General features: G+C 70.8%; 23 protein-coding genes and 1 pseudogene. 6 read left to right on the plus strand and 18 right to left on the minus strand.

Features of this window, described 5'->3' with window-relative positions; translation table 11 throughout:
• Positions 1-234 precede the first annotated feature (234 nt).
• From ligA to ACWDEN_RS37565, 5 genes are all read right to left on the minus strand, one after another.
• Positions 235-2,427 carry an NAD-dependent DNA ligase LigA gene (gene ligA, locus ACWDEN_RS37545; protein ID WP_450862397.1) on the minus strand — a complete coding sequence of 731 codons (2,193 nt, stop codon included), beginning with the start codon at positions 2,425-2,427 and terminating at the stop codon, positions 235-237.
• A 15-nt stretch (positions 2,428-2,442) separates the two neighbouring features.
• Positions 2,443-3,450, minus strand: coding sequence for a methionine synthase (locus ACWDEN_RS37550; RefSeq protein WP_450862399.1), 1,008 nt, complete (start codon positions 3,448-3,450; stop codon positions 2,443-2,445).
• Between the two features lie 95 nt (positions 3,451-3,545).
• Entirely contained in the window at positions 3,546-3,929 is a 384-nt protein-coding gene (locus ACWDEN_RS37555) for a hypothetical protein (protein ID WP_450862401.1), read from the minus strand.
• Positions 3,926-4,624 carry an SDR family oxidoreductase gene (locus tag ACWDEN_RS37560; RefSeq protein ID WP_351619453.1) on the minus strand — a complete coding sequence of 233 codons (699 nt, stop codon included), beginning with the start codon at positions 4,622-4,624 and terminating at the stop codon, positions 3,926-3,928. Before ACWDEN_RS37560 ends, ACWDEN_RS37555 begins: the two co-directional genes overlap by 4 nt.
• Before the next feature lie 7 nt (positions 4,625-4,631).
• Positions 4,632-5,171: an LOG family protein gene (locus ACWDEN_RS37565; RefSeq protein ID WP_351619456.1), complete on the minus strand. Its 540-nt coding sequence runs from the start codon at positions 5,169-5,171 to the stop codon at positions 4,632-4,634.
• 76 nt (positions 5,172-5,247) lie between these two features.
• Here ACWDEN_RS37565 and ACWDEN_RS37570 point away from each other — a divergent pair, with 76 nt between their 5' ends.
• Positions 5,248-5,571 (plus strand): DUF427 domain-containing protein, encoded by a 324-nt coding sequence (locus ACWDEN_RS37570; RefSeq protein WP_351619458.1) that lies wholly within the window; start codon positions 5,248-5,250, stop codon positions 5,569-5,571.
• A gap of 37 nt (positions 5,572-5,608) precedes the next feature.
• Positions 5,609-6,391, plus strand: a complete 783-nt coding sequence (locus ACWDEN_RS37575; RefSeq protein WP_351619461.1) for an alpha/beta fold hydrolase — start codon at positions 5,609-5,611, stop codon at positions 6,389-6,391.
• A gap of 6 nt (positions 6,392-6,397) precedes the next feature.
• Here the strand turns inward: ACWDEN_RS37575 and mnmA are convergent, their stop codons facing one another.
• Positions 6,398-7,522 carry a tRNA 2-thiouridine(34) synthase MnmA gene (gene mnmA / locus ACWDEN_RS37580; RefSeq protein WP_450862404.1) on the minus strand — a complete coding sequence of 375 codons (1,125 nt, stop codon included), beginning with the start codon at positions 7,520-7,522 and terminating at the stop codon, positions 6,398-6,400.
• A gap of 92 nt (positions 7,523-7,614) precedes the next feature.
• Between mnmA and ACWDEN_RS37585 the strand changes: the two are divergent.
• Positions 7,615-8,191: pseudogene (locus tag ACWDEN_RS37585) on the plus strand (N-acetylmuramoyl-L-alanine amidase).
• 261 nt (positions 8,192-8,452) lie between these two features.
• Here ACWDEN_RS37585 and ACWDEN_RS37590 read toward each other — a convergent pair.
• The 3 genes from ACWDEN_RS37590 to ACWDEN_RS37600 all read right to left on the minus strand — a co-directional run bounded on the left by ACWDEN_RS37590 (position 8,453) and on the right by ACWDEN_RS37600 (position 10,912).
• On the minus strand, positions 8,453-9,622 hold the full coding sequence (locus ACWDEN_RS37590; protein ID WP_450862406.1) for a cysteine desulfurase family protein: 1,170 nt from the start codon (positions 9,620-9,622) through the stop codon (positions 8,453-8,455).
• A gap of 811 nt (positions 9,623-10,433) precedes the next feature.
• Positions 10,434-10,712 (minus strand): DUF4190 domain-containing protein, encoded by a 279-nt coding sequence (locus ACWDEN_RS37595; RefSeq protein ID WP_351619470.1) that lies wholly within the window; start codon positions 10,710-10,712, stop codon positions 10,434-10,436.
• Between the two features lie 32 nt (positions 10,713-10,744).
• The gene (locus ACWDEN_RS37600) at positions 10,745-10,912 is read right to left on the minus strand and encodes a hypothetical protein (RefSeq protein ID WP_351619472.1); all 168 of its coding nucleotides are present in this window, start codon (positions 10,910-10,912) and stop codon (positions 10,745-10,747) included.
• 145 nt (positions 10,913-11,057) lie between these two features.
• Between ACWDEN_RS37600 and ACWDEN_RS37605 the strand changes: the two genes are divergently transcribed.
• Positions 11,058-11,684, plus strand: a complete 627-nt coding sequence (locus tag ACWDEN_RS37605) for a TetR family transcriptional regulator (protein WP_351619475.1) — start codon at positions 11,058-11,060, stop codon at positions 11,682-11,684.
• 85 nt (positions 11,685-11,769) lie between these two features.
• Here the strand turns inward: ACWDEN_RS37605 and ACWDEN_RS37610 are convergent, their stop codons facing one another.
• On the minus strand, positions 11,770-12,138 hold the full coding sequence (locus ACWDEN_RS37610; RefSeq protein ID WP_450862408.1) for a hypothetical protein: 369 nt from the start codon (positions 12,136-12,138) through the stop codon (positions 11,770-11,772).
• 45 nt (positions 12,139-12,183) lie between these two features.
• A complete protein-coding gene (locus ACWDEN_RS37615) occupies positions 12,184-13,209 on the minus strand; it encodes a helix-turn-helix transcriptional regulator (protein WP_450862410.1) in 1,026 nt (341 codons plus the stop codon).
• Between the two features lie 194 nt (positions 13,210-13,403).
• On the opposite strand from ACWDEN_RS37615, the gene ACWDEN_RS37620 reads away from it, so the two are divergent.
• Positions 13,404-14,006: a TIGR03086 family metal-binding protein gene (locus ACWDEN_RS37620; protein WP_351619484.1), complete on the plus strand. Its 603-nt coding sequence runs from the start codon at positions 13,404-13,406 to the stop codon at positions 14,004-14,006.
• 123 nt (positions 14,007-14,129) lie between these two features.
• On the opposite strand, the gene ACWDEN_RS37625 is transcribed toward ACWDEN_RS37620, so the two are convergent.
• Positions 14,130-14,993, minus strand: a complete 864-nt coding sequence (locus ACWDEN_RS37625; protein WP_351619486.1) for a thioesterase family protein — start codon at positions 14,991-14,993, stop codon at positions 14,130-14,132.
• Positions 14,994-15,167: 174 nt separating this feature from the next.
• Here ACWDEN_RS37625 and ACWDEN_RS37630 point away from each other — a divergent pair, with 174 nt between their 5' ends.
• A complete protein-coding gene (locus ACWDEN_RS37630) occupies positions 15,168-16,466 on the plus strand; it encodes an alpha/beta hydrolase (RefSeq protein ID WP_351619489.1) in 1,299 nt (432 codons plus the stop codon).
• On the opposite strand, the gene ACWDEN_RS37635 is transcribed toward ACWDEN_RS37630, so the two are convergent.
• The 6 genes from ACWDEN_RS37635 to ACWDEN_RS37660 all read right to left on the minus strand — a co-directional run bounded on the left by ACWDEN_RS37635 (position 16,375) and on the right by ACWDEN_RS37660 (position 23,853).
• A complete protein-coding gene (locus tag ACWDEN_RS37635) occupies positions 16,375-17,034 on the minus strand; it encodes a trimeric intracellular cation channel family protein (RefSeq protein ID WP_351619491.1) in 660 nt (219 codons plus the stop codon). The genes ACWDEN_RS37630 and ACWDEN_RS37635 overlap by 92 nt on opposite strands.
• A 46-nt stretch (positions 17,035-17,080) precedes the next feature.
• Positions 17,081-18,472, minus strand: a complete 1,392-nt coding sequence (locus tag ACWDEN_RS37640; protein ID WP_450862413.1) for a M1 family metallopeptidase — start codon at positions 18,470-18,472, stop codon at positions 17,081-17,083.
• A 100-nt stretch (positions 18,473-18,572) separates the two neighbouring features.
• Complete coding sequence (locus ACWDEN_RS37645; protein ID WP_351619510.1) at positions 18,573-19,922, minus strand: ABC transporter ATP-binding protein; 1,350 nt, start codon at positions 19,920-19,922, stop codon at positions 18,573-18,575.
• Between the two features lie 11 nt (positions 19,923-19,933).
• The gene (locus ACWDEN_RS37650; RefSeq protein WP_351619497.1) at positions 19,934-21,016 is read right to left on the minus strand and encodes an ABC transporter ATP-binding protein; all 1,083 of its coding nucleotides are present in this window, start codon (positions 21,014-21,016) and stop codon (positions 19,934-19,936) included.
• On the minus strand, positions 21,013-22,023 hold the full coding sequence (locus ACWDEN_RS37655; RefSeq protein ID WP_351619500.1) for an ABC transporter permease: 1,011 nt from the start codon (positions 22,021-22,023) through the stop codon (positions 21,013-21,015). Before ACWDEN_RS37655 ends, ACWDEN_RS37650 begins: the two co-directional genes overlap by 4 nt.
• A 90-nt stretch (positions 22,024-22,113) precedes the next feature.
• Positions 22,114-23,853: an ABC transporter substrate-binding protein gene (locus ACWDEN_RS37660; RefSeq protein ID WP_450862415.1), complete on the minus strand. Its 1,740-nt coding sequence runs from the start codon at positions 23,851-23,853 to the stop codon at positions 22,114-22,116.
• Positions 23,854-23,858: the final 5 nt, after the last annotated feature.

Raw genomic sequence — 23,858 nt, forward strand, 5'->3', positions numbered from 1 at the left:
CACGCCACGCGGCCCGATGTCCGACAGCCATCAGCGGCTCCGCGTTGAAGAAACCTTCCTCGCACGCCGGAAACGCACGGGGATGCCCCAACCGCAGCCGGGCACGGCAGGTGCACATCTCAACAGTAGGCCGCGGAAGGCTTCCACGGGCACCGGTCGTCGACGGTTGCCCGAATGCGCCCGGGCCACCCGTATGCAACTGATATGCGCCGATCGGGTGGTCTTCAACCGCTACTACTCGGTCGGAAGCGCGACTTCGGCCGCGGCTTCGGGGCCCTGCTCCAAGAGGACACCGAAACCGTCCTCGTTCAGGACAGGAACCTTCAATTGCATGGCCTTGTCGTACTTCGATCCCGGGTTGTCACCCACGACGACGAACGAGGTCTTCTTCGACACCGATCCGGTCACCTTCGCGCCCCGGGTCTGCAGTGCCTCCTTCGCGCCGTCGCGGGTGAAGTTCTCCAGCGTGCCGGTGACGACGACCGTGAGCCCCTCCAGCGGGCGCGGGCCCTCGTCCTGGCCGGTCGAGGCGTCCTCCAGCGGGACTCCAGCGGTCTTCCACTTGCGGACGATCTCGCGGTGCCAGTCCTCGGCGAACCACTCCTTGAGCGCGGCGGCGATGATCGGGCCGACACCGTCGGTGGACGCGAGCTCTTCCTCGGTGGCCTGTTCGATGCGGTCGATGGAGCGGAACTCGCGGGCGAGGGCCTGCGCGGCGACCGGCCCGACATGCCGGATGGACAGCCCGTTCAGGAAGCGCGCGAGCGGCCGGGACTTGGCCGCCTCGATGTTCTCCAGCAGCGCGAGGGTGTTCTTCTTCGGCTCGCCCTTCTGGTTGGCGAAGACCGTGACGACCTTCTCCTCGCCCGTCTTGGGGTCCCGCTTGGGCAGACCGCTGTCGGGGTCGAGGACATAGGCCTTGATGGGCAGCAGCTTCTCCACCGTCAGGTCGAACAGGTCGCCCTCGTCCACCAGCGGCGGGTCGGCCGGTTCCAGCGGGCGGGTGAGCGCGGCGGCGGCCACCCCGCCGAAGTGCTCGATGTCCAGGCACTCGCGGCCGGCGAGATAGGAGACACGCTCGCGCAACTGGGCCGGGCAGGTACGGCCGTTGGGGCAGCGGAGGTCGATGTCGCCCTCCTTCATGGGCCGGAGCGGGGTGCCGCACTCGGGGCACTCGCCCGGCATCACGAACTCCCGCTCGCTGCCGTCCCTGAGGTCGACCACCGGGCCGAGGATCTCCGGGATGACGTCACCGGCCTTGCGGATGACGACCGTGTCACCGATGAGGACGCCCTTGGCCTTGACCACCTCCTGGTTGTGCAGGGTGGCGAACTCGACCTCGCTGCCCGCGACCGTGACCGGCTCGACCTGGGCGTACGGCGTGACCCGGCCGGTGCGGCCGACGCCCACCTTGATGTCGACGAGCTTGGTGTTGACCTCCTCCGGCGCGTACTTGTACGCGATCGCCCAGCGCGGCGCCCGGGCGGTGGAGCCGAGGCGGCCCTGGAGGCGGATCTCGTCCAGCTTGACCACGACACCGTCGATCTCGTGCTCCACGGAGTGGCGGTTCTCGCCGTAGTGGGCGATGAACTCGCGTACGCCGTCGAGGTCGTCGACCACGCGGTTGTGCCGGGAGGTGGGCAGGCCCCAGGTCTTCAGCAGGTCGTAGGCCTGGGAGAGGCGGGTCAGGCCCGTGAAGCCCTCCAGGGCGCCGATGCCGTGGACGACCATGTGCAGCGGGCGGGTGGCGGTGACGCGCGGGTCCTTCTGGCGCAGCGAACCGGCGGCGGCGTTGCGGGGGTTGGCGAACGGTTTGTCACCGGCGGCGACCAGGCGTTCGTTCAGCTCGAGGAACTTCTCCATCGGGAAGTAGACCTCGCCGCGGATCTCCACCAGGCCGGGGACCTTGTCGCCCTTCAGCCGGTCCGGGATCTCCGCGATCGTGCGGACGTTGGGTGTGATGTCCTCGCCGGTGCGGCCGTCGCCGCGGGTGGCCGCGCGGGTGAGCCGGCCGTTCTCGTACGTGAGGTTGACGGCGAGGCCGTCCACCTTCAGCTCGCACAGGAAGTGGTATTCCTGGTCGCCGAGTTCGCGCGCGATGCGCTCGGCCCAGGCGGCCAGCTCGTCGTCGTTGAAGGTGTTGTCGAGGGACAGCATCCGCTGGCGGTGCTCGACCGCGGTGAACTCCGTCTCGTACGACCCCGCGACCTTCTGGGTCGGCGAGTCGGGCGTGCGCAGCTCCGGATACTGCTCCTCCAGGGCCTCCAGAGTCTTCAGGAGCCTGTCGAACTCGGCGTCGCTGATGACGGGAGCGTCCTTCACGTAGTACCGGAAGCGGTGCTCCTCGATCTGTTCAGCGAGCTGCGCGTGCTTGTCACGTGCCTCGGCGGGCACTGCCGTCTCCGCCTGCTGCTTGTCGCCGGCCACCGTGTTGTCCTCCCGTTACTCTGGGTTGTCCGCGAGAGATCTCGCCGCCCGGACGCAGTGGGCGAGCGCCTGGCGTGCGTAGACGGGGGAAGCGCCCGCCAGACCGCACGCCGGGGTGACCGTGACCGCCTCCGTGAGCAGCCCCGGATGCAGCCCCAGCCTGCGCCACAGCGTCCTGACACCCATGACGCTACCGGCAGGGTCTGACAATGGGCCGTCCGTGCCCGGCACGACACCGGCGAACAGCCGCGTACCGGCCTCGACGGCCTCGCCGATCGCGTCGTCGTCACGTTCGGTGAGCAGCGAGAAGTCGAGGGAGACACCCGCCGCGCCGGCCCGCCGCAGCAGGGCGAGGGGCACGTCGGGAGCGCAGGAGTGGACGATCACGGGCCCGCCGCCGTGGGCCCCGATCACGTCGCGCAGGGTGGCCTCCACGATCTGCCGGTCCACGGCCCGGTGGCTGCGGTAGCCGCTGGCGGTGCGGACCTGTCCGCGCAGGACGGCGGTGAGGGAGGGCTCGTCGAGCTGCAGCAGGAGCCGGGCGCCCGGGATCCGGCGGCGTACCTCGGCCAGGTGCAGCCGCAGACCCTCGGCGAGGGAGGCGGCCAGGTCGCGGCAGGCGCCGGGGTCGGAGAGGGCGGCCTCGCCGTTCCTCAGCTCGAGCGCGGCGGCGAGCGTCCACGGCCCGACCGCCTGCACCTTCAGATCGCCCTCGTAACCCTGGGTGAACTCCTCCAGGGCGTCCAGGTCCTCCCCCAGCCAGGACCACGCCCGCTTGGTGTCCCGGCCCGGCCGGTCCCCGATGCGCCAGCCGCTGGGCTCCACGCGTGCATACAGCTCGACGAGCATCCCGGCGGTACGGCCGATCATGTCGGCGCCGGGGCCGCGCGCGGGCAGCTCGGGCAGGAAGGGGAAGTCCTCGAAGCTGCCGGTGACGGTCTTGGCCGCTTCCCTGGCGTCCCCGCCGGGCATGGACCCGATTCCGGTGGCCCCCGGGAACCTGAACTGGCTGTTCTCACTCACCCCGGCAGGGTATGCCGAACACCGGGGGGCTCGGCCCCTGGACCCCGGGTGCCGTCCACCCACCACCCGACCCGGTCGGCTGGGAGGCGGGCGGGTCAGCGTCTCGGTGTGCGGTGCCGCTCCGCAAAGGCGAGCAGAGCGTCAGGGTCGGCCACCGTGAGGTTGTTGCGGAAGCGGGCGCGTTCCCAGGAGATGTCCTGGCCGCCGTGGAGGCTGCCCGCGCCGATGAACTCGCCGGCGGCGTCGAGGAGGGCGATCGTGGGGCTGCCGGGGCGGCGACAGATGTCGCCCGTGAACTCGCCCGTGGTGGTCAGCGCGCGCAGTTCCGTCAGCTCCTGCGGGGCGAGGACCTCCCCCGCCACCGGGCGTTCGGCGAGCGGCGTGCCCAGGTCCGGGCCGCCCAGGATCAGCACGCCCTCCGTCCGGGACCAGGCCCTCGCCGGCCGGTCCCGGACCTCGGCGCCGCTGGTCGCGCTCACCGCCCCGGCCGCACGGTCAGGTCGTTGACCTCCGCGTCCCCGGGCAGGTCCAGGGCCATGAGGATCGTCGTGGCGACCGACTCGGGGTCGATCCACCTCGACGCGTCGTACTCCTTGCCCTCCTGCTGGTGGACCTTGGCCTGCATGGGGCTGGCCGTGCGGCCGGGGTAGACCGAGGTGACCCGGACGCCGTTCGCGTGCTCCTCGTGGCGCAGGGAGTCGGCGAGGGCCTTCAGGCCGTGCTTGGAGGCGGCGTACGCGGACCAGCCGGCGTGGGCGCTCAGGCCGGCGCCGGAGTTGACGAAGATCACATGGCCGTGGGCCGCGCGCAGCTGGGGCAGGAAGTGCCGGGTCAGCTCGGCGGGGGCCATCAGGTTGACGTTGAGCTGGTGACGCCAGGACTTGGGGGTCAGGTCGCCGACCTCGCCCAGGTCGACGACGCCCGCGATGTGCAACAAGGAGTGCACCCGGTCCGGGAGGGTCTGGTGCGAGAAGGCCCAGGAGAGCCGCTCCGGGTCGGCCAGGTCACCGACCAGGGTCCGGGCGCCGGGGAACTCGGCCGCCAGTTCCTTCGCGCGGCCCGCGTCGCGCGCGTGCAGCCACAGTTCGTCCCCGCGCGCGTGCAGACGGCGGGCGACGGCCGCGCCGATGCCGGAACCGGCCCCGGTGATCACATGAGTAGCCATGCCCGCCATGCTCGCATCAGTGCACGCCGAGCTGCTCCTCCAGGTACGCCAGCGCACCGACCGGCTCCTCGGCGAAGAACACCAGCTCGGACAGCGGACGGGGCAGGAAGCCCTCCTCCTCCATCCGGCGGAACTGCTGCTTGAGGCCGTCGTAGAAGCCCGCGGTGTTCAGCAGGACGACCGGCTTGCCGGTGCGGCCGTGCTTCTTCAGCTCCAGGATCTCGGTGGCCTCGTCCAGCGTACCGGTGCCGCCCACCATGATCACCACGGCGTCGGCGTTCTCCAGCAGCAGTTTCTTGCGTTCGGCGAGGTCGGCGGCGATGACCATCTCGTCGGCGCCGGGCCGCGCCTTGTTGGCGAGGAACTCCACGGACACGCCCAGCAGCCTGCCGCCCGCCTCGTGCACCCCGTCCGCGACGACCTTCATCAGACCGACGTCGGAACCGCCCCAGACCAGGGTGTGACCGCCCTTGCCGATGAGCTCCGCGAACTCGCGCGCGGGGCGCGTGTAACGCTCGTCGAGGTCGGCGGCGGACAGGAAGACGCAGATGTTCATGGCCCCTACCGTACGGCCCCGCCACATGGGCGGTACCGGGCGGGAAGAAGCACGGGGCCGCCGGTGCTGTCCTTGTATGGCCGAAGGACACACGATCACCATCGACAAGAGCGAGCAGCACGTGCGCGTGGTGCACGGCGACCAGGTGCTCGCGGAGACCGACCGACCGCTCGTGCTGCGCGAGACGGGCTGTCCCGTGCGGTACTACATCCCCGCCGAGGACGTACGCCTCGACCTGCTGACCCCCTCCGGCACGCACACCGTGTGCCCCTTCAAGGGCACGGCGTCCTACTGGTCGCTGCCGGACGCGCCGGACCTGGTGTGGGCGTACCCGGACCCGAAACCGGGGGTGACGGAGATCAAGGATCACTTCTGCTTCTACGACGTCGACGTGTCGTGAGCGATGAGTCCGTGCCGGTACGGCAGTCTGCACCGACATGGACAAGAAGACGACTTCGCGGGACGGAACCACCCTCGCGTACCAAGTGACCGGTCAGGGGCCGACGGTGGTCCTGGTGAGCGGCGCGATGTCCACCGGTGGCACCCTTGCGCCCCTGGCGCAGCGCATCGCGGGCCACTGCACGGCCGTCGTCTACGACCGCCGGGGCCGCGGCGAGAGCGGGGACACGAAGCCCTACGCGGTCGAGCGCGAGGTCGAGGACCTGGCCGCGCTGATCGACGCCGTGGAAGGCGAGGCGGCGCTGTTCGGGGTCTCCTCGGGCGGCGCGCTGGTGCTCGAGGCGGTGGCGAGCGGGCTGCCGGTCGGCCGGGCCGCCGTGTACGAGGTGCCGTACGCCGACTTCCTGCAGGGGGGCGCCGAGCGGGAGGCCACGTACAAGGAGCAGCTGAACAAGGCGCTCTCCGAGGACCGGCGCGGGGACGCGGTGGAGCTGTTCCTGCGGCTGACGGGTCTGGCCGAGGGGATGATCCAGCGCGCCCGCCAGTCGCCGATGTGGGCCGGCATGGAGGCCGTCGCGCCGAGTCTCGCCTACGACGACACGGTCATGGGTGACGGTCTGCTCCCCCGCGACCGGCTCGCCGCGATCTCCGTGCCCGTGCTGGCGGTCACGGGCGGCGCCAGCCCGGAGTGGATGCACAGGGCGGGCCAAGCCGTTGCGGAAGCGGTGCCCCGGGGCACGTACCGGGTGCTTCCGGGGCAGACCCACATGGTGGAGCCGGAGGTGCTGGGACCGGTGCTCGCGGAGTTCGTGGCCGGCTAGGGGTGCCTACACCGCTGCGGCCGTCGCGCGCGTGGTCGACGCGATCGTCGCCGAACCGACCACGCGCGTGCCGTCGTACAGGACGATCGCCTGGCCGGGGGCGACGCCGCGGACCGGTTCGGTGAAGCGCACGCGCAGCTCGCCGTCGACCGGCTCGGCGACGACCTCGGTCTCGCCGCCGTGGGCGCGCAGCTGGGCGGTGTAGCTGCCGGGGCCGGTGGGGGCGGTGCCGCACCAGCGGGGCTTGATCGCGGTGAGGGCGGTGACGTCCAGGGCGGCGGCGGGGCCGACGGTGACCGTGTTGGTGACCGGCGAGATGTCGAGGACGTAGCGGGGCTTGCCGTCGGGGGCGGGCGTGCCGATCCTGAGGCCCTTGCGCTGGCCGATGGTGAAGCCGTACGCGCCCTCGTGCGTGCCCAGCCTGGTGCCGGACTCGTCGACGATGTCGCCCTCCGCCCTGCCCAGCCGCTGGGCCAGGAAGCCCTGGGTGTCGCCGTCGGCGATGAAACAGATGTCGTGCGAGTCGGGCTTCTTGGCGACCGCGAGACCGCGGCGCTCGGCCTCGGCGCGGATCTCCTCCTTGGTGGTGACCGTGTCGCCGAGCGGGAACATCGCGTGGGCGAGCTGCTTCTCGTCCAGCACACCGAGGACGTACGACTGGTCCTTCGCCATGTCGGAGGCGCGGTGCAGTTCGCGGGAGCCGTCCTCGCGCACGATCACCTTGGCGTAGTGGCCGGTGCACACCGCGTCGAAGCCCAGCGCCAGCGCCTTGTCGAGCAGCGCGGCGAACTTGATCTTCTCGTTGCAGCGCAGGCACGGGTTGGGGGTGCGGCCGGCCTCGTACTCGGCGACGAAGTCCTCGACCACGTCCTCGCGGAAGCGGTCGGCGAGGTCCCAGACGTAGAAGGGGATGCCGATGACGTCGGCCGCGCGGCGGGCGTCACGCGAGTCCTCGATGGTGCAACAGCCCCGCGCGCCGGTCCGGAACGACTGCGGGTTCGCGGAGAGCGCGAGGTGGACGCCGGTGACGTCGTGGCCGGCTTCCGCGGCGCGCGCGGCGGCGACGGCGGAGTCGACTCCGCCGGACATGGCGGCGAGGACGCGGAGGGGGCGCTGCGGGGTCTCAGTCATAGCCCCTCCAGGGTACGGGGCCGCGGGAACCGGGACCGCCGGATATCCGTTGACGATCACAGGGAGCGGAACGGGGCGTGTGCGGGGGCGGGATGAGTGACACGGATCGGTGGCTGGGGCGGCGGGCCCTGTTCGTCGGTGGCGCGGTGACCGCCGTGGGCACGGCCGCGCCGGCCCGTGCGGAGCTGACGCACCTGTGGTGGCGGCTGCCCGGGGTGGAGAAGCCCCGGGTGGCGGGGGCCGTGGACTTCCGGGGCGCGCGCTGGGTGCCGGCGTCCCCGGCGAACTACCGGCCGGCGGACCGGCCGGACGACTACGCGATCGACCGGGTCGTCATCCATGTCACGGAGGGCGGCTACGCGAGCGCGGTCAAGGCCTTCCAGGACCCGGCACACGGCGCGGCGGCGCACTACATCGTGCGCAGGGACGGGGCGTATCACCCAGCTGATACGGGAGCTGGACGTGGCGTTCCACGCGGGCAACCGTGAGTACAACGAGCGCAGTGTGGGCATCGAGCACGAGGGTTTCGTGGCGGACGCCTCCTCCTTCACGGAGGCCGCGTACGCGTCCTCGGCCCGGCTGACGGCGGTGATATGCGCCCGGTACGGCATGCCCGATCCGGGGCCTCACTGGGGCTGGGAGCGATACCTGAAAAAAATCAAGGCCTAGGCCCTTTTTCGTCCGGTAGGTGTGGTTCTATCCTGTTTACAGACCTACGAGACGAGTGAGGGAGCCCAAGCGGAGTAGCCGACTTCAGCGCGAGATATCTGTTCTCTTCAAGGAGAGGTACACCATCTCCGCTGGTGCCGACATCGACGCTCGGGCTGAGAGGCCGGAAGGTCGCAAGGACTGGACCGGAAGGCGACCCCCATCACCTGATCCGGACAATGCCGGCGAAGGGAACCCGCCTCGTAGGTCGCCTTTGTGCGCTCAGCTGAGCCCCGCCGCCCGTGCCCGCTCCACCGCCGGTCCGATCGCCTTGGCGACGGCCTCGACGTCCGCCTCCGTGGAGGTGTGGCCGAGGGAGAAGCGCAGGGTGCCGCGGGCCAGGTCCGGCTCGGTGCCGGTGGCGAGCAGGACGTGGCTGGGCTGGGCGACGCCGGCGGTGCAGGCGGAGCCGGTCGAGCACTCGATGCCCTGGGCGTCCAGCAGAAGCAGCAGGGAGTCGCCCTCGCAGCCGGGGAACGTGAAGTGCGCGTTGGCCGGCAGGCGGCCCTCGGATGCCGGGTCGCCGCCGAGGATCGCGTCCGGGACGGCGCTGCGGACCGCCGCGATCAGCTGGTCGCGCAGGGCGCCGATCTCCCGGGCGAACCACTCCCGCCGCTCGGCGGCGAGGCGGCCGGCGACGGCGAAGGACGCGATGGCGGGGACGTCGAGGGTGCCGGAGCGGACGTGCCGCTCCTGGCCGCCGCCGTGCAGGACCGGCACGGGGGTCTGGTCGCGGCCCAGCAGCAGCGCGCCGATGCCGTACGGGCCGCCGATCTTGTGGCCCGACACGGTCATCGCGGCGAGGCCGGAGGCGGCGAAGTCGACCGGGAGCTGACCGAAGGCCTGGACCGCGTCGGCGTGCATCGGGATGCCGAACTCTGCGGCGACCTCGGCGAGTTCGCGGACCGGCAGGATCGTGCCGATCTCGTTGTTGGCCCACATCACGGTGACCAGGGCGACGTCGTCGGGGTTGCGGGCGATGGCCTCGCGCAGGGCGTCGGGGTGGACGCGGCCGTAGGGGTCGACGGGGAGGTACTCGACCGTCGCGCCCTCGCGCTCGCCGAGCCAGTGGACGGCGTCGAGGACGGCGTGATGCTCGACGGGGCTGGCCAGGACGCGGGTGCGGGCCGGGTCGGCGGCGCGGCGGGACCAGTACAGGCCCTTCACCGCGAGGTTGTCGGCCTCGGTGCCGCCCGAGGTGAAGACGACCTCGCTGGGGCGGGCGCCGAGCGCCTCGGCGAGGGTCTCACGGGATTCCTCGACCGTGCGGCGTGCCTGCCGGCCGGATGCGTGAAGGGAGGAGGCGTTGCCCGTGATGCTCAACTGGGCGGTCAGGGCCTCTGCCGCCTCCGGGAGCATCGGGGTCGTCGCGGCGTGGTCGAGGTAAGCCATGGTGTGGCCGATTCTACGGCGCCGGGACCCTGCGGTCGGCTTCGGCCGTGCGGGGTGGCCTGGCCTGCCCTGCACCCTGCCGGGTTGCACCCGGACTTGGCGGCCTGGCACCCGGCACGGCACTGTCGGCCGTACCCACCCGTTCCGCCCGGCGGAGCGGCTGCCCACGGCGGTGGGCGTCCCTGCCCCGGTGGCAGTGGCGAGGGTGGCGGGCCGGGTCTCCCCACGGCGGTGGCGGGGTGGCGGCCACGTGATGCAAGGCCACACGGTGAGGGCCAAGTGCCCTACGGCGGTGGCTTGTCGGGCCTCCGGCACTGACGCCGGTGGGCCGGGTGACCCCAGGACGCGGGTGGCGGGGGTGGATCGGGTATGCCCCCAGCGATGGCGGGAGCGGGGACAGCGGGCCAGGTGCGCCTGCGGCGGTGACGGGGTAACGGGGTGGCGGGCCTGGTGCCCCGCAGTGCTGGCGGCGACGGTGGCTCGTCGGAACCCTGCGGCAGTGGCGAGGGTGGGGCGGGTGTGCCTGCGGCGCGGGTGGAGGTCCGGGGCGGGCGCGTCCGTGGCGAGGTGGTGAGACCGGTGCCTCGCAGCGGTGGCGGCGACGGTGGCTCGTCGGAACCCTGCGGCAGTGGCGAGGGTGGGGCGGGTGTGCCTGCGGCGCGGGTGGGGGGTCCGCGGTGGGTGCGCCCGTGGCAGGTGCGGTGGTGGCGGTCGGCCGTCGCGGGGCGGGTGCCCGCGGTGGGGCGGCCGCTGGCCGGCCGGGTGCCCCGTCGTCCTCGGGGCTGCCCTCGTCAGGCGGCGCTGCCCCGGCTCACAGGCTCCACGACAGCGTGTGGGAGACCTCCATCGCGATGGCGAGGACGGCCAGGTCGGCCACGCCCAGGGTCAGGCCCAGCAGGGCCCGGCCGCGGCGAGCGGTGCCGCGCCAGAGGGAGACGGCGGCCAGGACGATGGCGATCGGGCCGAGGAAGATGTTGAGGACGAGCAGGCCGAGAAGGCCCAGGATGAAGGACGCGACGGCCATGCCGTCGGCGTCGCGTGCGGCTGGGCGGGTGTCGTTGCCGCTCGTGACCGGTGCGGTGAGTTGCATGGTGCTCAGCTCCTGGAAGTCGTGGCGGACGGTCAGTTGGCCGGCGTGCGGCGTCGGCGGCCGAGGCGCTCGCGGATCGCGAAGATGCCGAGCCAGACGGCGATGACGGCGGCGACGGCGGCGGTGACGGTCAGCGGCGCGTGGGCGACGGTGCCCAGCACGACACCGAGCAGCATGAGTGCGGCGACGAGGAACAACATGGGATCAGATCCCCCCTCCGGGATACCTCGTATCGGGCCGGTGTGAAGTTTCGGTGAACAGTTGTAGTAACACTTGTTCACTGACTTCTATGCTAGCGCGCTTCCCGGCTTCCCAATTCCAGAGAACAGTTGTTAACTGGATGACATGAGTCACACCCTCGGCATCCGGCAGGCGCAGAAACAGAAGACCCGGCAGGCGTTCCTCGACGCGGCGCTCGCGCTGCTGGAGGAGCAGAGCCTGAGCAGCCTGGGTCTGCGCGAGGTCACCCGGGCCGTCGGCGTCGCACCGACCGCGTTCTACCGGCACTTCCGCTCGACCGCCGACCTCGGTGTGGCGCTGGTCGACGAGGCGCTGGGCAGCCTGCACGCGATGGTGCGGACGACGGTGTCCACGGCGGGCGACAGCGAGGAGCGCATCACGCGCGCCATCGAGTTGATCGCCCGCCACGTGGACGCGTACCCCGCGCATGTCCGGTTCATCGCCCGGGAACGGCACGGCGGGGTGCAGCCGGTGCGGGAGGCCATCCGCGCCCAACTGGTCCGGTTCGCCGAGGAGGTGAAGGCCGAGCTGGCCAAGGACCCCGAGGCCGCGGGCTGGAGCGACGACGACCTGCTGATGCTCGCGCACCTCTACGTCGACCAGATGCTCATCACCGCCTCGCTCTTCCTGGAGGCCCTGGAGGCGCCGGCGGAGGAGCGGGAGCGCGTCACCCAGCTCGCCACCCGGCAGCTGCGGCTCATCTCCATCGGCCGCGGCCACTGGCTGGACTGAGCCGCCGCGGGACAGCGGCGAGAGGGGCGGCAGGCCCGCTGCGCGCCGTCCCTCTCGCCGTACATCTCTGCGCTCCGTCCCTCCCTCAGCCCTGCTGGGCCTGTCCGCCACCCGGACCGCCGCAGCCGCCGCCCTGGCCGCCGGGTGCGCCGCTCGGCATGCCCGCGGGGGCACCGCTGGGCGTGCCGGTGGGCTTCACGGACGACCCGCCCGACGGCGCGCCCGAAGGCCTGCCGGACGGCATCCCGCTCGGCATCCCGCTCGGCATCCCGCTCGGCATCCCGGCCGGCCGGCGGCCGGTGCCGCCCGTGGGCATGCCGGACGGCGCCCGGCAGGCCTGCCGCTGAGCGGGGTTGCCGCCGGACGAGGAGGAGTCGCCCGAGCCGCACGCGGTCAGCAGCAGCGGGGACAGGGCCAGCAGGGCGACGGCGGGGACGAGACGGGCACGTTTCATGAGAGTCAGCTCCGGTGAGGGTGAGGAAGTCCTGAGGAGCCGCACTCAACCAGCGCTGTCTTGGCGACACTTGGGCTCTTCCTGTCCGCCGGCTGTCAATCGGGGGCAGGGCCCCTCCTGGTACACGGCCGCGACAGAACGGGCCGCCGCCAGCAGTTCCGCGCGGGCCTCGGGCGGGTCCAGCAGCTCCACCTGGTCGGAGAACGCGAGGAGTTGGCGGACCGCGCGCAGCGCCGGGTAGGTGAGCCGGGCGGTGACCCAGTCGCTCTCGCCGTCGTCGTCGGGCGGTGCCGTCAGCTGGGCGGCGGCCATCCGCAGGAACATGTCGAGCAGCTCGCGCCGTACCCGCACGGTGACCTCGATCCCGCCCGGCCGGTCCTCCACCTGGCGGCGCAACACCGCCCAGACGTCGGCGAGTTCGACACCCGGGCGGCGCCGCACCGGCTCGTCCAGCGGCCGGGCCGAGCGGATCCGGTCGGCCCGGAACAGGTGCGGCGCTCCGCGCCGGTCGGCGACCAGGTACCAGACCCCGGCCTTGGCGACCAGGCCGTACGGGTCCACGGTGTACGTCCGCGGCTCCCGCTCCCCGCTGTGCCGGTAGCGCAGCCTCAGGCGCCGGTCGGCGAACACCGCGTCCTGCAGCACCTCCAGGTCGACGGCCTGCTGGGGGCCGCTCTTCCAGCGGGTGGCGTCCACCAGGATGCGGCGGCTGGTCACCTCGGCGGCGGGCCGGTGCGGCGCCGGCAGCGCGGCCATCACCTTGCGCAGGGCCGAGCCGAGGGCCGCGTCGAGACCGAGCGCGGCGTGGGCGCCCTGGGCCGCCAGGATGAACAGGGCGCGGGACTCGTCGGCGGTCAGTCCGGTGACGTCGGTGCGGAAACCGGCGAGGAGTTCGATGCCGCCGTGCCGGCCGCGCTCGGCGTACACCGGGACGCCGGAGGCCGACAGCGCCTCGATGTCCCGGTAGATGGTGCGGACCGACACCTCCAGCCGGTTGGCGAGTTCGTGCGCGGGAACGCGCCCCCGGGTCTGCAGGAGCAGCAGGATCGACAGCAGCCGGCCGGACTTCACGCGCCCAGAATCCCGTCCCCGGCGGGCTTCTCGCAAATGTTGACGGCAGGTGTCAGGTTAACGCGCGATCCTCGTCCTACCGACTCGCGGAGACGTCCCACCGGCTCACCGAGCGGTCCTACCGACTCACCGAGCGGTCCTACCGACTCACCGAGACGGTCCCACCGACCACCGGGGAAACAGAGAGGCACACCATGACCACCACCACCGGTTTCACCGACCCGCGTCCCGTCTACACCCGCGCCACCGAGCAGGCGGCGGCCCTCATCAAGAGCGTGCGCCCCGAACAGCTCACCGCCCCGACCCCCTGTTCCGAGTACGACGTACGGGCCCTGCTGGGCCACATCGTCGGCGGCACCCGGCGGATCGCGGTGGTCGGCGAGGGCGGCGACGGAATGGCGGTGGAGCCGACCGCCCACGGGGTCGCGGACGACGGCTGGACGGCGGCCTACGACGAGGTACGCGTCCGCGTGCTGAAGGCCTGGGAGAGCGACGAGCGGATGACGTCCCCGGTGCGGGTGCCGTGGGGCGAGGTGCCGGGCCACGCGGCGCTCTCCGGCTATGTCATGGAGATCGTGACCCACACCTGGGACCTCGCCGAGGCGGTCGGCCACCCGCTCGAACTCGACCCGGAGCTCGCCGAGTTCGCCCTGGCGACCGCCCACGCGGTCCTGCCGGACTCCCGGCCGCGGGACGCCGAGACGCCCTTCGACGACCGCCGGGTGGCCCCCGAGGACGCCGACGTCTACGGGGAGCTGGCGGCCTGGCTGGGCCGCACCCCGATCGACCGGGCCTGAGTGCCGGGACGCGCCGCCGGGCTCACGGCCGCCTTCCGGGTACGGGTGCGCCGTTGCGCGCGGTCGCCCGCGGGAGGCCACCGCGGCCCGGGCCCGTTCCGGCCGAGCCGTCGGAGATCCGGGTCAGCCCAGCCTCACCCGGGCCAGCTGGCGGGACTGGGCGACCAGGTGGTTCTCGGTGTCCCAGACCTCGGCGTCCTCCTCCAGGAAGCCGCCGGCCAGGTTGCGGGTGGTGATGGACACCCGCAGCGGGCCGGGGGCCGGGCGGCGGCGGACGTGGACGGTGAGCTCGACCGTGGGCACCCAGCCCTTCAGGCCGAGCTCGAAGGCCGTGGGCGGCAGGGCGTCCACCGCGAGCAGCAGGGACAGGGGGTCGGCGTCACGGCCGTCGGCCAGGCCGAACCAGGCCCGCATCTCCCCCTTGCCGGACGGCGCGCCGAGGGCCCAGCCGACGGTCGCCGGGTCCAGCTTGAGCATCAGGCGGTCGGCGATCGCCGAGCCGCCCTCGACCGGGGAAGGGCCGTCCGCCGGGCCGAAGCACTCTTCCAGCGGCGGGATCGCGGGCGGCGTCGCGGTCGTACGGACGTCGTCGGGGAGGGCGGTGAGGTCGCCGTAGGAGGCGAGGACGCGGATGCGTTCCACCTCGTTGCCCTCGTCGTCGTACTGGAAGAGGGAGGCCTGGCCGGTGGAGAGGGTGCGGCCGGTGCGGACCAAGTCCGTGCGGACGACCGCCGGGCCGGGGCGGGACGCGGTGAGGTAGTGCGCGGAGACGGTGAACGGGTCCCGGTGCGGCAGCGCGTCCGCGAGGGCCCGGCCCAGCACGGCCAGCAGGTAGCCGCCGTTGACGGCGTTGAAGATGGTCCAGCCGGCCGAGAGGTCGATGTCGTAGACGCCGGGCTCGCGCCGGGTGACCGCGGTGTCGCGGTCGAACTCACTGTCGCCGATCACGGCCCGCGACGGGGAGGGTGCGGATGCTGCTTCTGGCATGGATGAACGGTACAACAGCAAACTACTAAGCGGTAGCTTTTTGAGCTGGATGAGCCCGTTCCGCCGGGCGTCTGCCGGGCGGGGATCCGCCTCCCGGGTGAGGTTCCGGCAATTTCTAAGTAAGTGTCCAGACACGTCCACAACCTCGAGCGCCGGTTTCCCCTCTATGGGGACATGAGCCTCACCGGGACTCCGTTCCTCTACACGACCATCTTGCTGGCCGTGGTCGCACTGATACTGCCGCTCGTCCTGTGGTCACGGGTGCGCGGGCCCAAGCCCCTGCGCACCGCGGCCCGGCTGCTGATGCTGCTGTTCGCCCAGGGCACCGCCGTCACACTGATCTTCGTGCTGGTCAACAACCAGAACAACCTGTACGACAACTGGGCCGACCTGCTCGGCACCGGCAACCACGTCCAGCAGGCCCAGGACCTGGGCCGCGACGGCACCGGCGGCATAGCGGTGAAACGGTTGCCCAAGGTCAAGCAGACCTTCACGGCGGCCGACGGTCCCGGCATGCACGCGGCCGGCGGAGTGAAGGTCACCCAGCTCAAGGGCCGCGTCTCCGGGGTGAACGCCGAGGTCTACGTCTGGCTGCCGCCGCAGTACGACGACCCGGCCTACCGCAACAAGAAGTTCCCGGTGGTGGAACTGCTGCCGGGCTACCCCGGTTCGGCGAAGGCCTGGTTCGGCTCCATGAAGGCGCACGAGCAGCTGCTGCCGCTGATGAAGAGCGGCCAGGTGGCGCCCTTCATCCTGGTCGCCCCGCGCACCAACCTGCTGGCGGGCGTCGACACCGGCTGCGCCAACATCCCCGGTCAGGTCAACGCGGACACCTGGCTCAGCATCGACGTGCCGAAGATGGTCATGGACAACTTCCGGGCCGAGCCGGCGCCGCAGGGCTGGGCCGCGGCCGGGTACTCGGCGGGCGCGCACTGCGCGGTCAAACTGGCCGTGGCCCACCCGGACCGCTACCGGGCCGCCGTGAGCCTGTCCGGCTACAACGACCCGATCGGCGAGCGCAACTCCCTCGCCTCGCAGAACCTCACCGTGCGCAATGAGAACAACCCCTACCTGCTGCTGAAGAAGGCTCCGACGCCGCCGCCGATCGCGCTGTACATCTCGGGCGAGTCCGGCGACGGCTACCAGGCGGGCGTGGCCATGGAGGCCATCGCCAAGGCGCCCACGAGCGTGCACGTGGTGTTCCTCCCGCGCAGCGCGGGCGGTCACAACATGGCGCTGTGGCGACCCCAGGTCCCGACGGTGTTCCGCTGGCTGACCCTCGAGATGGGCCAGAACCACGCCCGGGGCCACGACCGGTCTCTTACCGGCACGACCGGTTCTCTTACCGGGACCGCCGCCGGAACCACCGGGGCCGCCGGGACTACTCCTCGGTCACCGTCGACCGGCGGTTCCACGCACGCGGAGCTCGCCAGTGGAACCGCATCGCGAGCAGGCGCAGCACAAAGGCGGTGACGACCGCGAGCCCACTGGTGAGGGGGGTCAGGACGTCGTAGTGGATGCACAGCACCACCATCGTGGCGCCGACGATCGCTGGGACCGCGTACAGATCGCGGTCCCAGCGCAGCAGTGAGGGCACCTCGTTGGCCAGCACGTCCCGCAGTACGCCGCCGCCGACCGCGGTGGCGAGGCCCAGCGTCGCCGACGCGGTCAGGTTGAGGCCGTAGCTGTACGCCTTCGTCGTACCGCTGACGCAGAACAGGCCGAGGCCGGCCGCGTCGAAGACCAGCACCGCCGCCTGGATGCGTTCCACGTGCGGGTGCAGGAAGAAGACCACGAGCGCGGCGAGCAGCGGGGTCAGGAAGTACCCCAGGTCGGTGAAGGCGGCCGGGGGCACGGCCCCGATGACCACGTCGCGGAACAGTCCCCCGCCCAGCGCGGTGACCTCGGCGAGCACGGCGATGCCGAAGATGTCGAAGTTCTTCCGGACGGCCAGCAGCGCGCCGGAGATCGCGAACACGAAGATGCCGATGACATCGAGCGTGTGCTGAACGGAGGGACTGAAGAGTTGCTGGAGCTGCACCCCTACATTCTGACCTGTCGAACGGTGTGAACCTTACAAAGCCAGGTCACAGTGCGGGTTTCCCTGTGGTGAACAGCCAGGTCTGGAACAGGTCGTCCAGCTGCCGGCCGCTGACGCGCTCGGCGAGGCGGATGAAGTCGGCGGTGTCCGCGTTGCCGTACCGGTGGAGCCTGGTCCAGGCGGGCAGCAGCCGGAAGAAGGCCTGGTCGCCGATCCGCTCCCGGAGCATCTGGAGCGTCATCGCGCCGCGCTGGTAGACGGCGGAGGCGAACATCGTGTCGCGCTGCGGGTCGGCGACCTTGATCTGCCAGAAGGACGAGTCGGCGGGGCGGGCGTCGTAGGCGGCGCGGAAGGAGTCGTGCGCCGACCTGGTCCCCTGGTGCTCCGCCCACAGCCACTGGGCGTAGGTGGCGAAGCCCTCGTTGAGCCAGATGTCCTTCCACTGCGCCACGCTCACCGAGTCGCCGAACCACTGGTGGGCCAGTTCGTGCACGATGGTCGTCTCGTTGCGCACGGCCGAGTAGACGGGCTTGCTCTGCACCTCCAGCGAGAACCCGGCCTCGGGCATGTCGTCCACGATCGCGCCGGTCTCCTCGAACGGGTACGGCCCGAAGATCTGCGACCAGTAGTCGGTGGCGGCGGCGGTGACGGCGTACACGTCGACGCTGTTGCTGTTCTTCAGCACCGGGTCGATGGCGACGTAGATCGGGATGCCACCGGGGGTGCGCCCGGTGCGGACGTCGAACTTCCCGATGGTGGCGGTCGCGAGGTAGGTCGCCATCGGCCTGGACTCGCGCCAGTGGGTGTACGTCGAGCCGCCCTTGTCGTACGTCGACACCAGCCGGCCGTTGGATACGCCGGTCAGGCCCTTCGGCGCCTTGATCCGGATGTCGTAGGTGGCCTTGTCGGCGGGGTGGTCGCTGGACGCGAACCACGTGGAGGCGGCGTTGGGCTCGCAGGCCACGAAGACCCCGTCGGCCGTCTTCATCCAGCCGTACTTGGAGCCGAACACGATGGGCCCGCCGAGGGGCTGGGGTATGCCGCCGTAGGTGACGGACACCCGGAACTCCCGGCCCCGGGCGAGGGCGTGGCGCGGGGTGATGACGAGTTCGTCACCGGTGCGCGTGAACTCGGCGCGTCTGCCGTCGACTTCGACACGGCTGACGTCCAGCTGCTGCAGGTCCAGGTCGAAGGAGGAGAGGTTCTGGGTGGCGCGCGCGGTGAGGGTCGTACGGCCGTCCAGGCGGCCGGTGCCGGGGGCGTAGGCGACGTCGAGGTCGTAGTGGAGGGCATCGAAGCCGCCGTTGCCGAGGTTCGGGAAGTAGGGGTCCCCGATGCCGGGAGCGCCAGGGGTGGGCGCGGGCGCGGCGGCGATGACGAGGAAGGAGACCGCCGCGGTCGCGAGAGTCCCCAGACGTGCCGAACGGGAGAGTGCCATCAGTCGTCCCTTTCGAGCGTGTGCCGATCAGTGGTCGGACACGAACGACTGTGCGCTCTCCCGTTCGGGCATGTACATGACTTTGCCCAGTTGTCATGTGCTACTTGTCGGTTGACTCCTGGGACTCGGTCTCGGAGGCCTCGGCAGACGCCTCGGTGGTCTCCCCGGTGGTCTCCTCGGCAGACGCCTCGGGGGTGTCCTCGGAGGTCTCCCCGGTGGATTCCTCCGCGGTGCCGGTCTCTTCGGCGGTCACCTCGGCTGCCTCCTCGGAGGTCTCCTCAGCCGCCTCCTCGGCCAGCTCCGCCGCCACCGCCGCCGACGTCTCCGCCGACTCCGCGAGGACCTCGTCGGCGACCAGTTCGGCCGCCTCCTTGGCCGCGGAGAGCAGAACCGTGTCCTGCGGGGCCTGGTCCGCGAAGTTCTCCGGGTGGTGGCAGGCGACCCGCTGACCGGGCTTCAGCTCCAGCAGCTGCGGCTCGGTGGACCGGCAGATCTCCGTGGCCTTCCAGCACCGGGTGTGGAAGCGGCAGCCGCTCGGCGGCGCGATCGGGGAGGGCACGTCACCCTTGAGCAGAATGCGCTCGCTCCTGGCGTTCTTGCGCTTCGGGTCCGGGATCGGCACCGCCGACATCAGCGCCTTGGTGTACGGGTGCATCGGCGCCTTGTACAGCGAGTCCCGGTCGGCGAGCTCCACGACCTTGCCGAGGTACATCACCGCGATGCGGTCCGAGACGTGCCGGACGACCGACAGGTCGTGCGCGATGATCACGTACGTCAGGCCGAGCTCCTCCTGGAGGTCGTCCATGAGGTTCACGACCTGCGCCTGGATCGACACGTCCAATGCGGAGACCGGCTCGTCCGCGACGACCAGCTTCGGCTTCAGGGCGAGCGCGCGGGCGATGCCGATGCGCTGGCGCTGACCGCCGGAGAACTCGTGCGGATAGCGGTTGTAGTGCTCGGGGTTGAGACCGACCACCGACAGCAGCCGCTGCACCTCCTTCTTGATGCCGCCCTCGGGCTCGACGCCCTGGAGCTTGAAGGGAGCGCCGACGATCGTGCCGATGGTGTGGCGCGGGTTCAGCGACGAGTACGGGTCCTGGAAGATCATCTGCACATCGCGGCGCAGCGGGCGCATCCCGCCGACGCCGAGGTGCGTGATGTCCTTGCCCTCGAACTCGATCTGCCCTGCGGTCGGTTCGAGCAGCCGGGTGATCAGCCGGCCCATGGTCGACTTGCCGCAGCCGGACTCGCCCACGACGCCCAGGGTCTCGCCCTTGCGCACCTCGAAGTCGATGCCGTCGACGGCGCGCACGGCCCCGACCTGCCGCTGCAGCAGGCCCTTGCGGATCGGGAAGTGCTTCTGGAGCCCGGTCACCTTCAGCAGGATCTCGCCGTCGGAGACGGCGGAGTCCTCGGCGGTGGCACCGTCACTCTGCGCGGGGATGCTCACTTTTTCGTCGCTCACAGCTTCGGCGCAATCTCTTCGGTCCAGATACGCTCCCGCTGCTCCTGCGTCATGTGGCAGGCCGCCCAGTGTCCGCTGCCGACCTCGGTCAGCTCGGGGCGGACCGTGCGGGTGACGTTGTCCTTCGGGATGTCCGCGTACGGGCAGCGCGGGTTGAAGGCGCATCCGGACGGGACGTTGATGAGGGAGGGCGGGGAGCCCTTGACCGGGATGAGCCGGTCGGTCTCCTCCCGGTCCAGCCGCGGCATCGAGCCGAGCAGGCCCCAGGTGTAGGGGTGACGGGGCGCCGAGAAGACCTCCTCGGCCGGCCCGCGCTCCACGCACCGGCCGCCGTACATGACCAGCAGGTCGTCGGCCATCTCGGCGACCACACCGAGGTCGTGCGTGATCATGATGACCGCGGAGCCGAACTCCTTCTGCAGATCCCGGATCAGGTCCAGGATCTGCGCCTGCACGGTGACGTCCAGGGCGGTGGTCGGCTCGTCGGCGATGAGCAGCTCGGGGTTGTTCACCAGCGCCATCGCGATCATCGCGCGCTGGCGCATACCGCCGGAGAACTCGTGCGGGTAGCCGTCGACGCGCTTGGCCGGCTCCGGGATGCCCACGCGGTCCAGCATCTCGATCGCCCGCTGCTTGGCGACCTTCTTGCTGACCTTGTGGTGGACCCGGTAGGCCTCGATGATCTGCGTACCGACCGTGTAGTAGGGGTGCATCGCGGACAGCGGGTCCTGGAAGATCATCGCCATCTTGCGGCCGCGCATCCGCCGGACCTCGTCCGGGTCGGCGCCGATCAGTTCCTGGCCGTCCAGCCACACCTCGCCGGAGACCCGGGCGTTGGCCGAGCGGTGCAGGCCCATCACGCCGAGCGAGGTGACGGACTTGCCGGAACCGGACTCACCGACGATGCCCAGGGTCTTGCCCCGCCGCACGTCGAAGCTGACGCCGTCCACCGACTTGACCAGTCCGTCGTCGGTGTTGAAGTGGATGCGCAGATCGCGTACGGAGAGGAACGCGTCGTCGGCGTCGGTGGGGACGGAGTCGGCCGGTTCGCCGAGCGCCGCCTTTTCGAGCTTGCTCACGAGTACCTCACGCGGGGGTCGATGGCTGCGTACACCAGGTCGACGAGGAGATTGCAGAAGACGATGAAGAACGCGGCGACCAGGGTCACGCCCATCACGATGGGCAGGTCGTTGTCCTTGATGGCCTGGATGGAGTACGCGCCGACACCCTGCAGGGAGAAGACGGTCTCGGTGAGCACCGCGGTACCGATGAGGGTGCCGAAGTCCATACCGAAGATGGTCACGATCGGGGTGAGCGTGGAACGCAGCCCGTGCTTGGTGACGACCACGGACTCCTTGAGGCCCTTGGCGCGCGCCGTCCGGATGTAGTCCTCGCTCATCGTCTCCAGCATGCCCGCCCGGGTGAGCCGGGCGTAGGTGGCGGAGAAGAGGAACGCGAGGCTGATCCAGGGCAGCAGCAGGTGCCAGGCCCAGTCGGCCGGGTTCTGGGTGAACGGCACGTAGTCGGTGCTGTCCCAGACGGGCCACTGGTAGACGAACAGCGCGTTGATCACCTGGCCGGTGAAGAAGATCGGCAGCGAGACGCCGGCGAGCGCGATGAACATCGAGATGCGGTCCACCGGCTTGCCCTTGCGGAGCGCCGAGACGACACCGGTCGTCACACCGAAGATCAGCCAGAGCACCGCCGCGCCGACAGCCAGCGAGAAGGAGACCGGGATGCGCTGCTGGAGCTGGGGCCACACTTCGACGTGACTCTTGAAGGAGTACCCGAAGCAGGGGGCGCTGCAGTGCGTCGCGTCGGGGCCGAACTTGTAGTCGGCGCCCACGAACAGGCCCTTGATGTAGTCCCAGTACTGAACGTAGATGGGCTGGTCGAGACCCAGGTTGTGCTTGATCGCGGCGATGGACTCGGGGTTGGCGTCCTTGCCGACGTACTGGGTGGCCAGCTGGGTGGCTGTCTGGCCGCCGAGCCGGGGGACCAGGAAGAAGATGGCGAAGGTGACTGCGCTGACCACCAGCAGCAGTACCAAGGCGCCGAAGACGCGTCGGATGATGTACGCAGCCACAGCTGTACGGCTCCGGGTGGCCGGGGCGGGGTGTGTCCGCCCCGGCCACCCGGTGCCTTCACCTGCCTTTCAGGGGTATCCGGCCTGCTGTTACTTCGAGGAGCTCAGCAGCAGGTAGTCGTACATGCCGAGGTACGCCTGCGTCACCGTGACGTTGGTCGCGGACGTGGGCCTGATCAGCAGGTTCTTGCGGTAGACGAGCGGGACGATCGAGGCGTTGTCCTGCACCATCTTGTCGATGTCGCCCCAGGCCTTGGTGCGAGCGGCGGCATCGGTGTTGGCGATGGCGGCCTTGAGCGCCGCGTTGATCTTCGGGTCGTCCAGCTCGCTCAGGTTGTTGCCGCCCGAGGGCTTGATGGCAGAACCGTCGATGATCTGGTCCAGGAAGCCGTAGCCCGTGGGCCAGTCGGCACCCCACGCCGTCATCATCATGCCGAGCTTGTGGTCGTGGACGTAGCTCGGGACACCGGCGAAGTTGGAGAAGTACTTACCGGCGGGGAACTGCTTGATGTCGGCCTGGATGCCAACGGCCTTCAGCGAGTTCTGGATGGCCGTGGCGGCCGCGACCTCGGCGGGACGGTCGGAACGGGCCGTCAGCGTGGTGGAGAAGCCGTTCGGCTTGCCGCACTGCTTCAGCTCGTCCTTGGCCTTGGCCACGTCGCCCTTGTTGCCCGGGGTCGGGTACGTGTCGAACTTGGCGTAGCCGTTGACGGTCGGCGGCAGCAGCGTGGTGGCGACGTCACCCTTCGGCGCACCACCCATGGCGTCGAGCGCCGACTGCTTGTCCACCGCCCACTGGACGGCCTTGCGGCAGTGAATGTTGTCGAACGGCGCGACGTGCTGGTTCAGCGCCATGTACTCGGTGGCGCCGGCGTAGGAGTTGTCCGTCTGCTTGACGTACTTGCCGTTCAGGACGCGCGGCTGGGTCTGCGGCTGCACACCGGCGCCCGCGATGTCGGCCGTGATCTTGTCAGCCAGCAGGTCGTTGTCGATCGAGACGGGGTTGACCTTGAACTTGACGTTGATCTTGTCCGGCAGCGCCTTGCGGATCGGGTCCGTCTTCGGGTCCCAGTTCGGGTTGCGGACGAGGCTGGCGCTGGCGCCCTCCTGGTACGACGCGAACTTGTAGGGGCCGGAGGACACGATGTGCTGGACGTACTTGGCACCGTCGTCCTTCGCCTGCGGCACGGGGGCCGTCTGGGAGAAGGTCGCCAGGTAGTCGAAGTCGGCGAACGGCTGGTTCAGGTGGAAGACGATCGTGTTGTCGTCCGGGGTAGCGATGGACGCCAGGCCGTTCTTGTCCTTGTAGGGGCCCTTGTACTTGTCGCCGCCCTCCAGGTACGACTTGAAGTACGTGGGGCCGTTGGACAGGGCCTCGGGCGCGAAGTTGGAGCGCTCGATGGCGTACTTGACGTCCTTCGACGTGATCGGGGACCCGTCGTCGTACTTCAGGCCCGGACGCAGGTGGTAGGTCCAGGTCTTGGCGTCCTTGCTGGGCGTGCCCAGGGACGTCGCGAGGTCCGGGACGACGGTGAGGCCGTCCTTGCCCGCGGCCGGCTTGAACGTGACGAGCGTCCGCGCGTACAGGCGCGAGAAGTTCTGCACGAAGCCGTAGTAGGTGTTGCCCGGGTCCAGGGAGTCCGGCACGTCGGAGTCCTCCAGCGTGACCGTACCTCCCTTCTTGCTCGACGCGTTGGCGATGGAGTCCAGCGCCGCGTCCTTGCTGCCGCTGCCGCCACTGCTGCTCTTGCTCCCACCGCCACAGGCGGCCGCGCTCAGGGAGAGCACCGTGACCGTGGCCACGGCGGTGATAACCCTTCTGGTCTTCACGTTGA

The organism is Streptomyces sp. NPDC001153, from assembly GCF_053598315.1.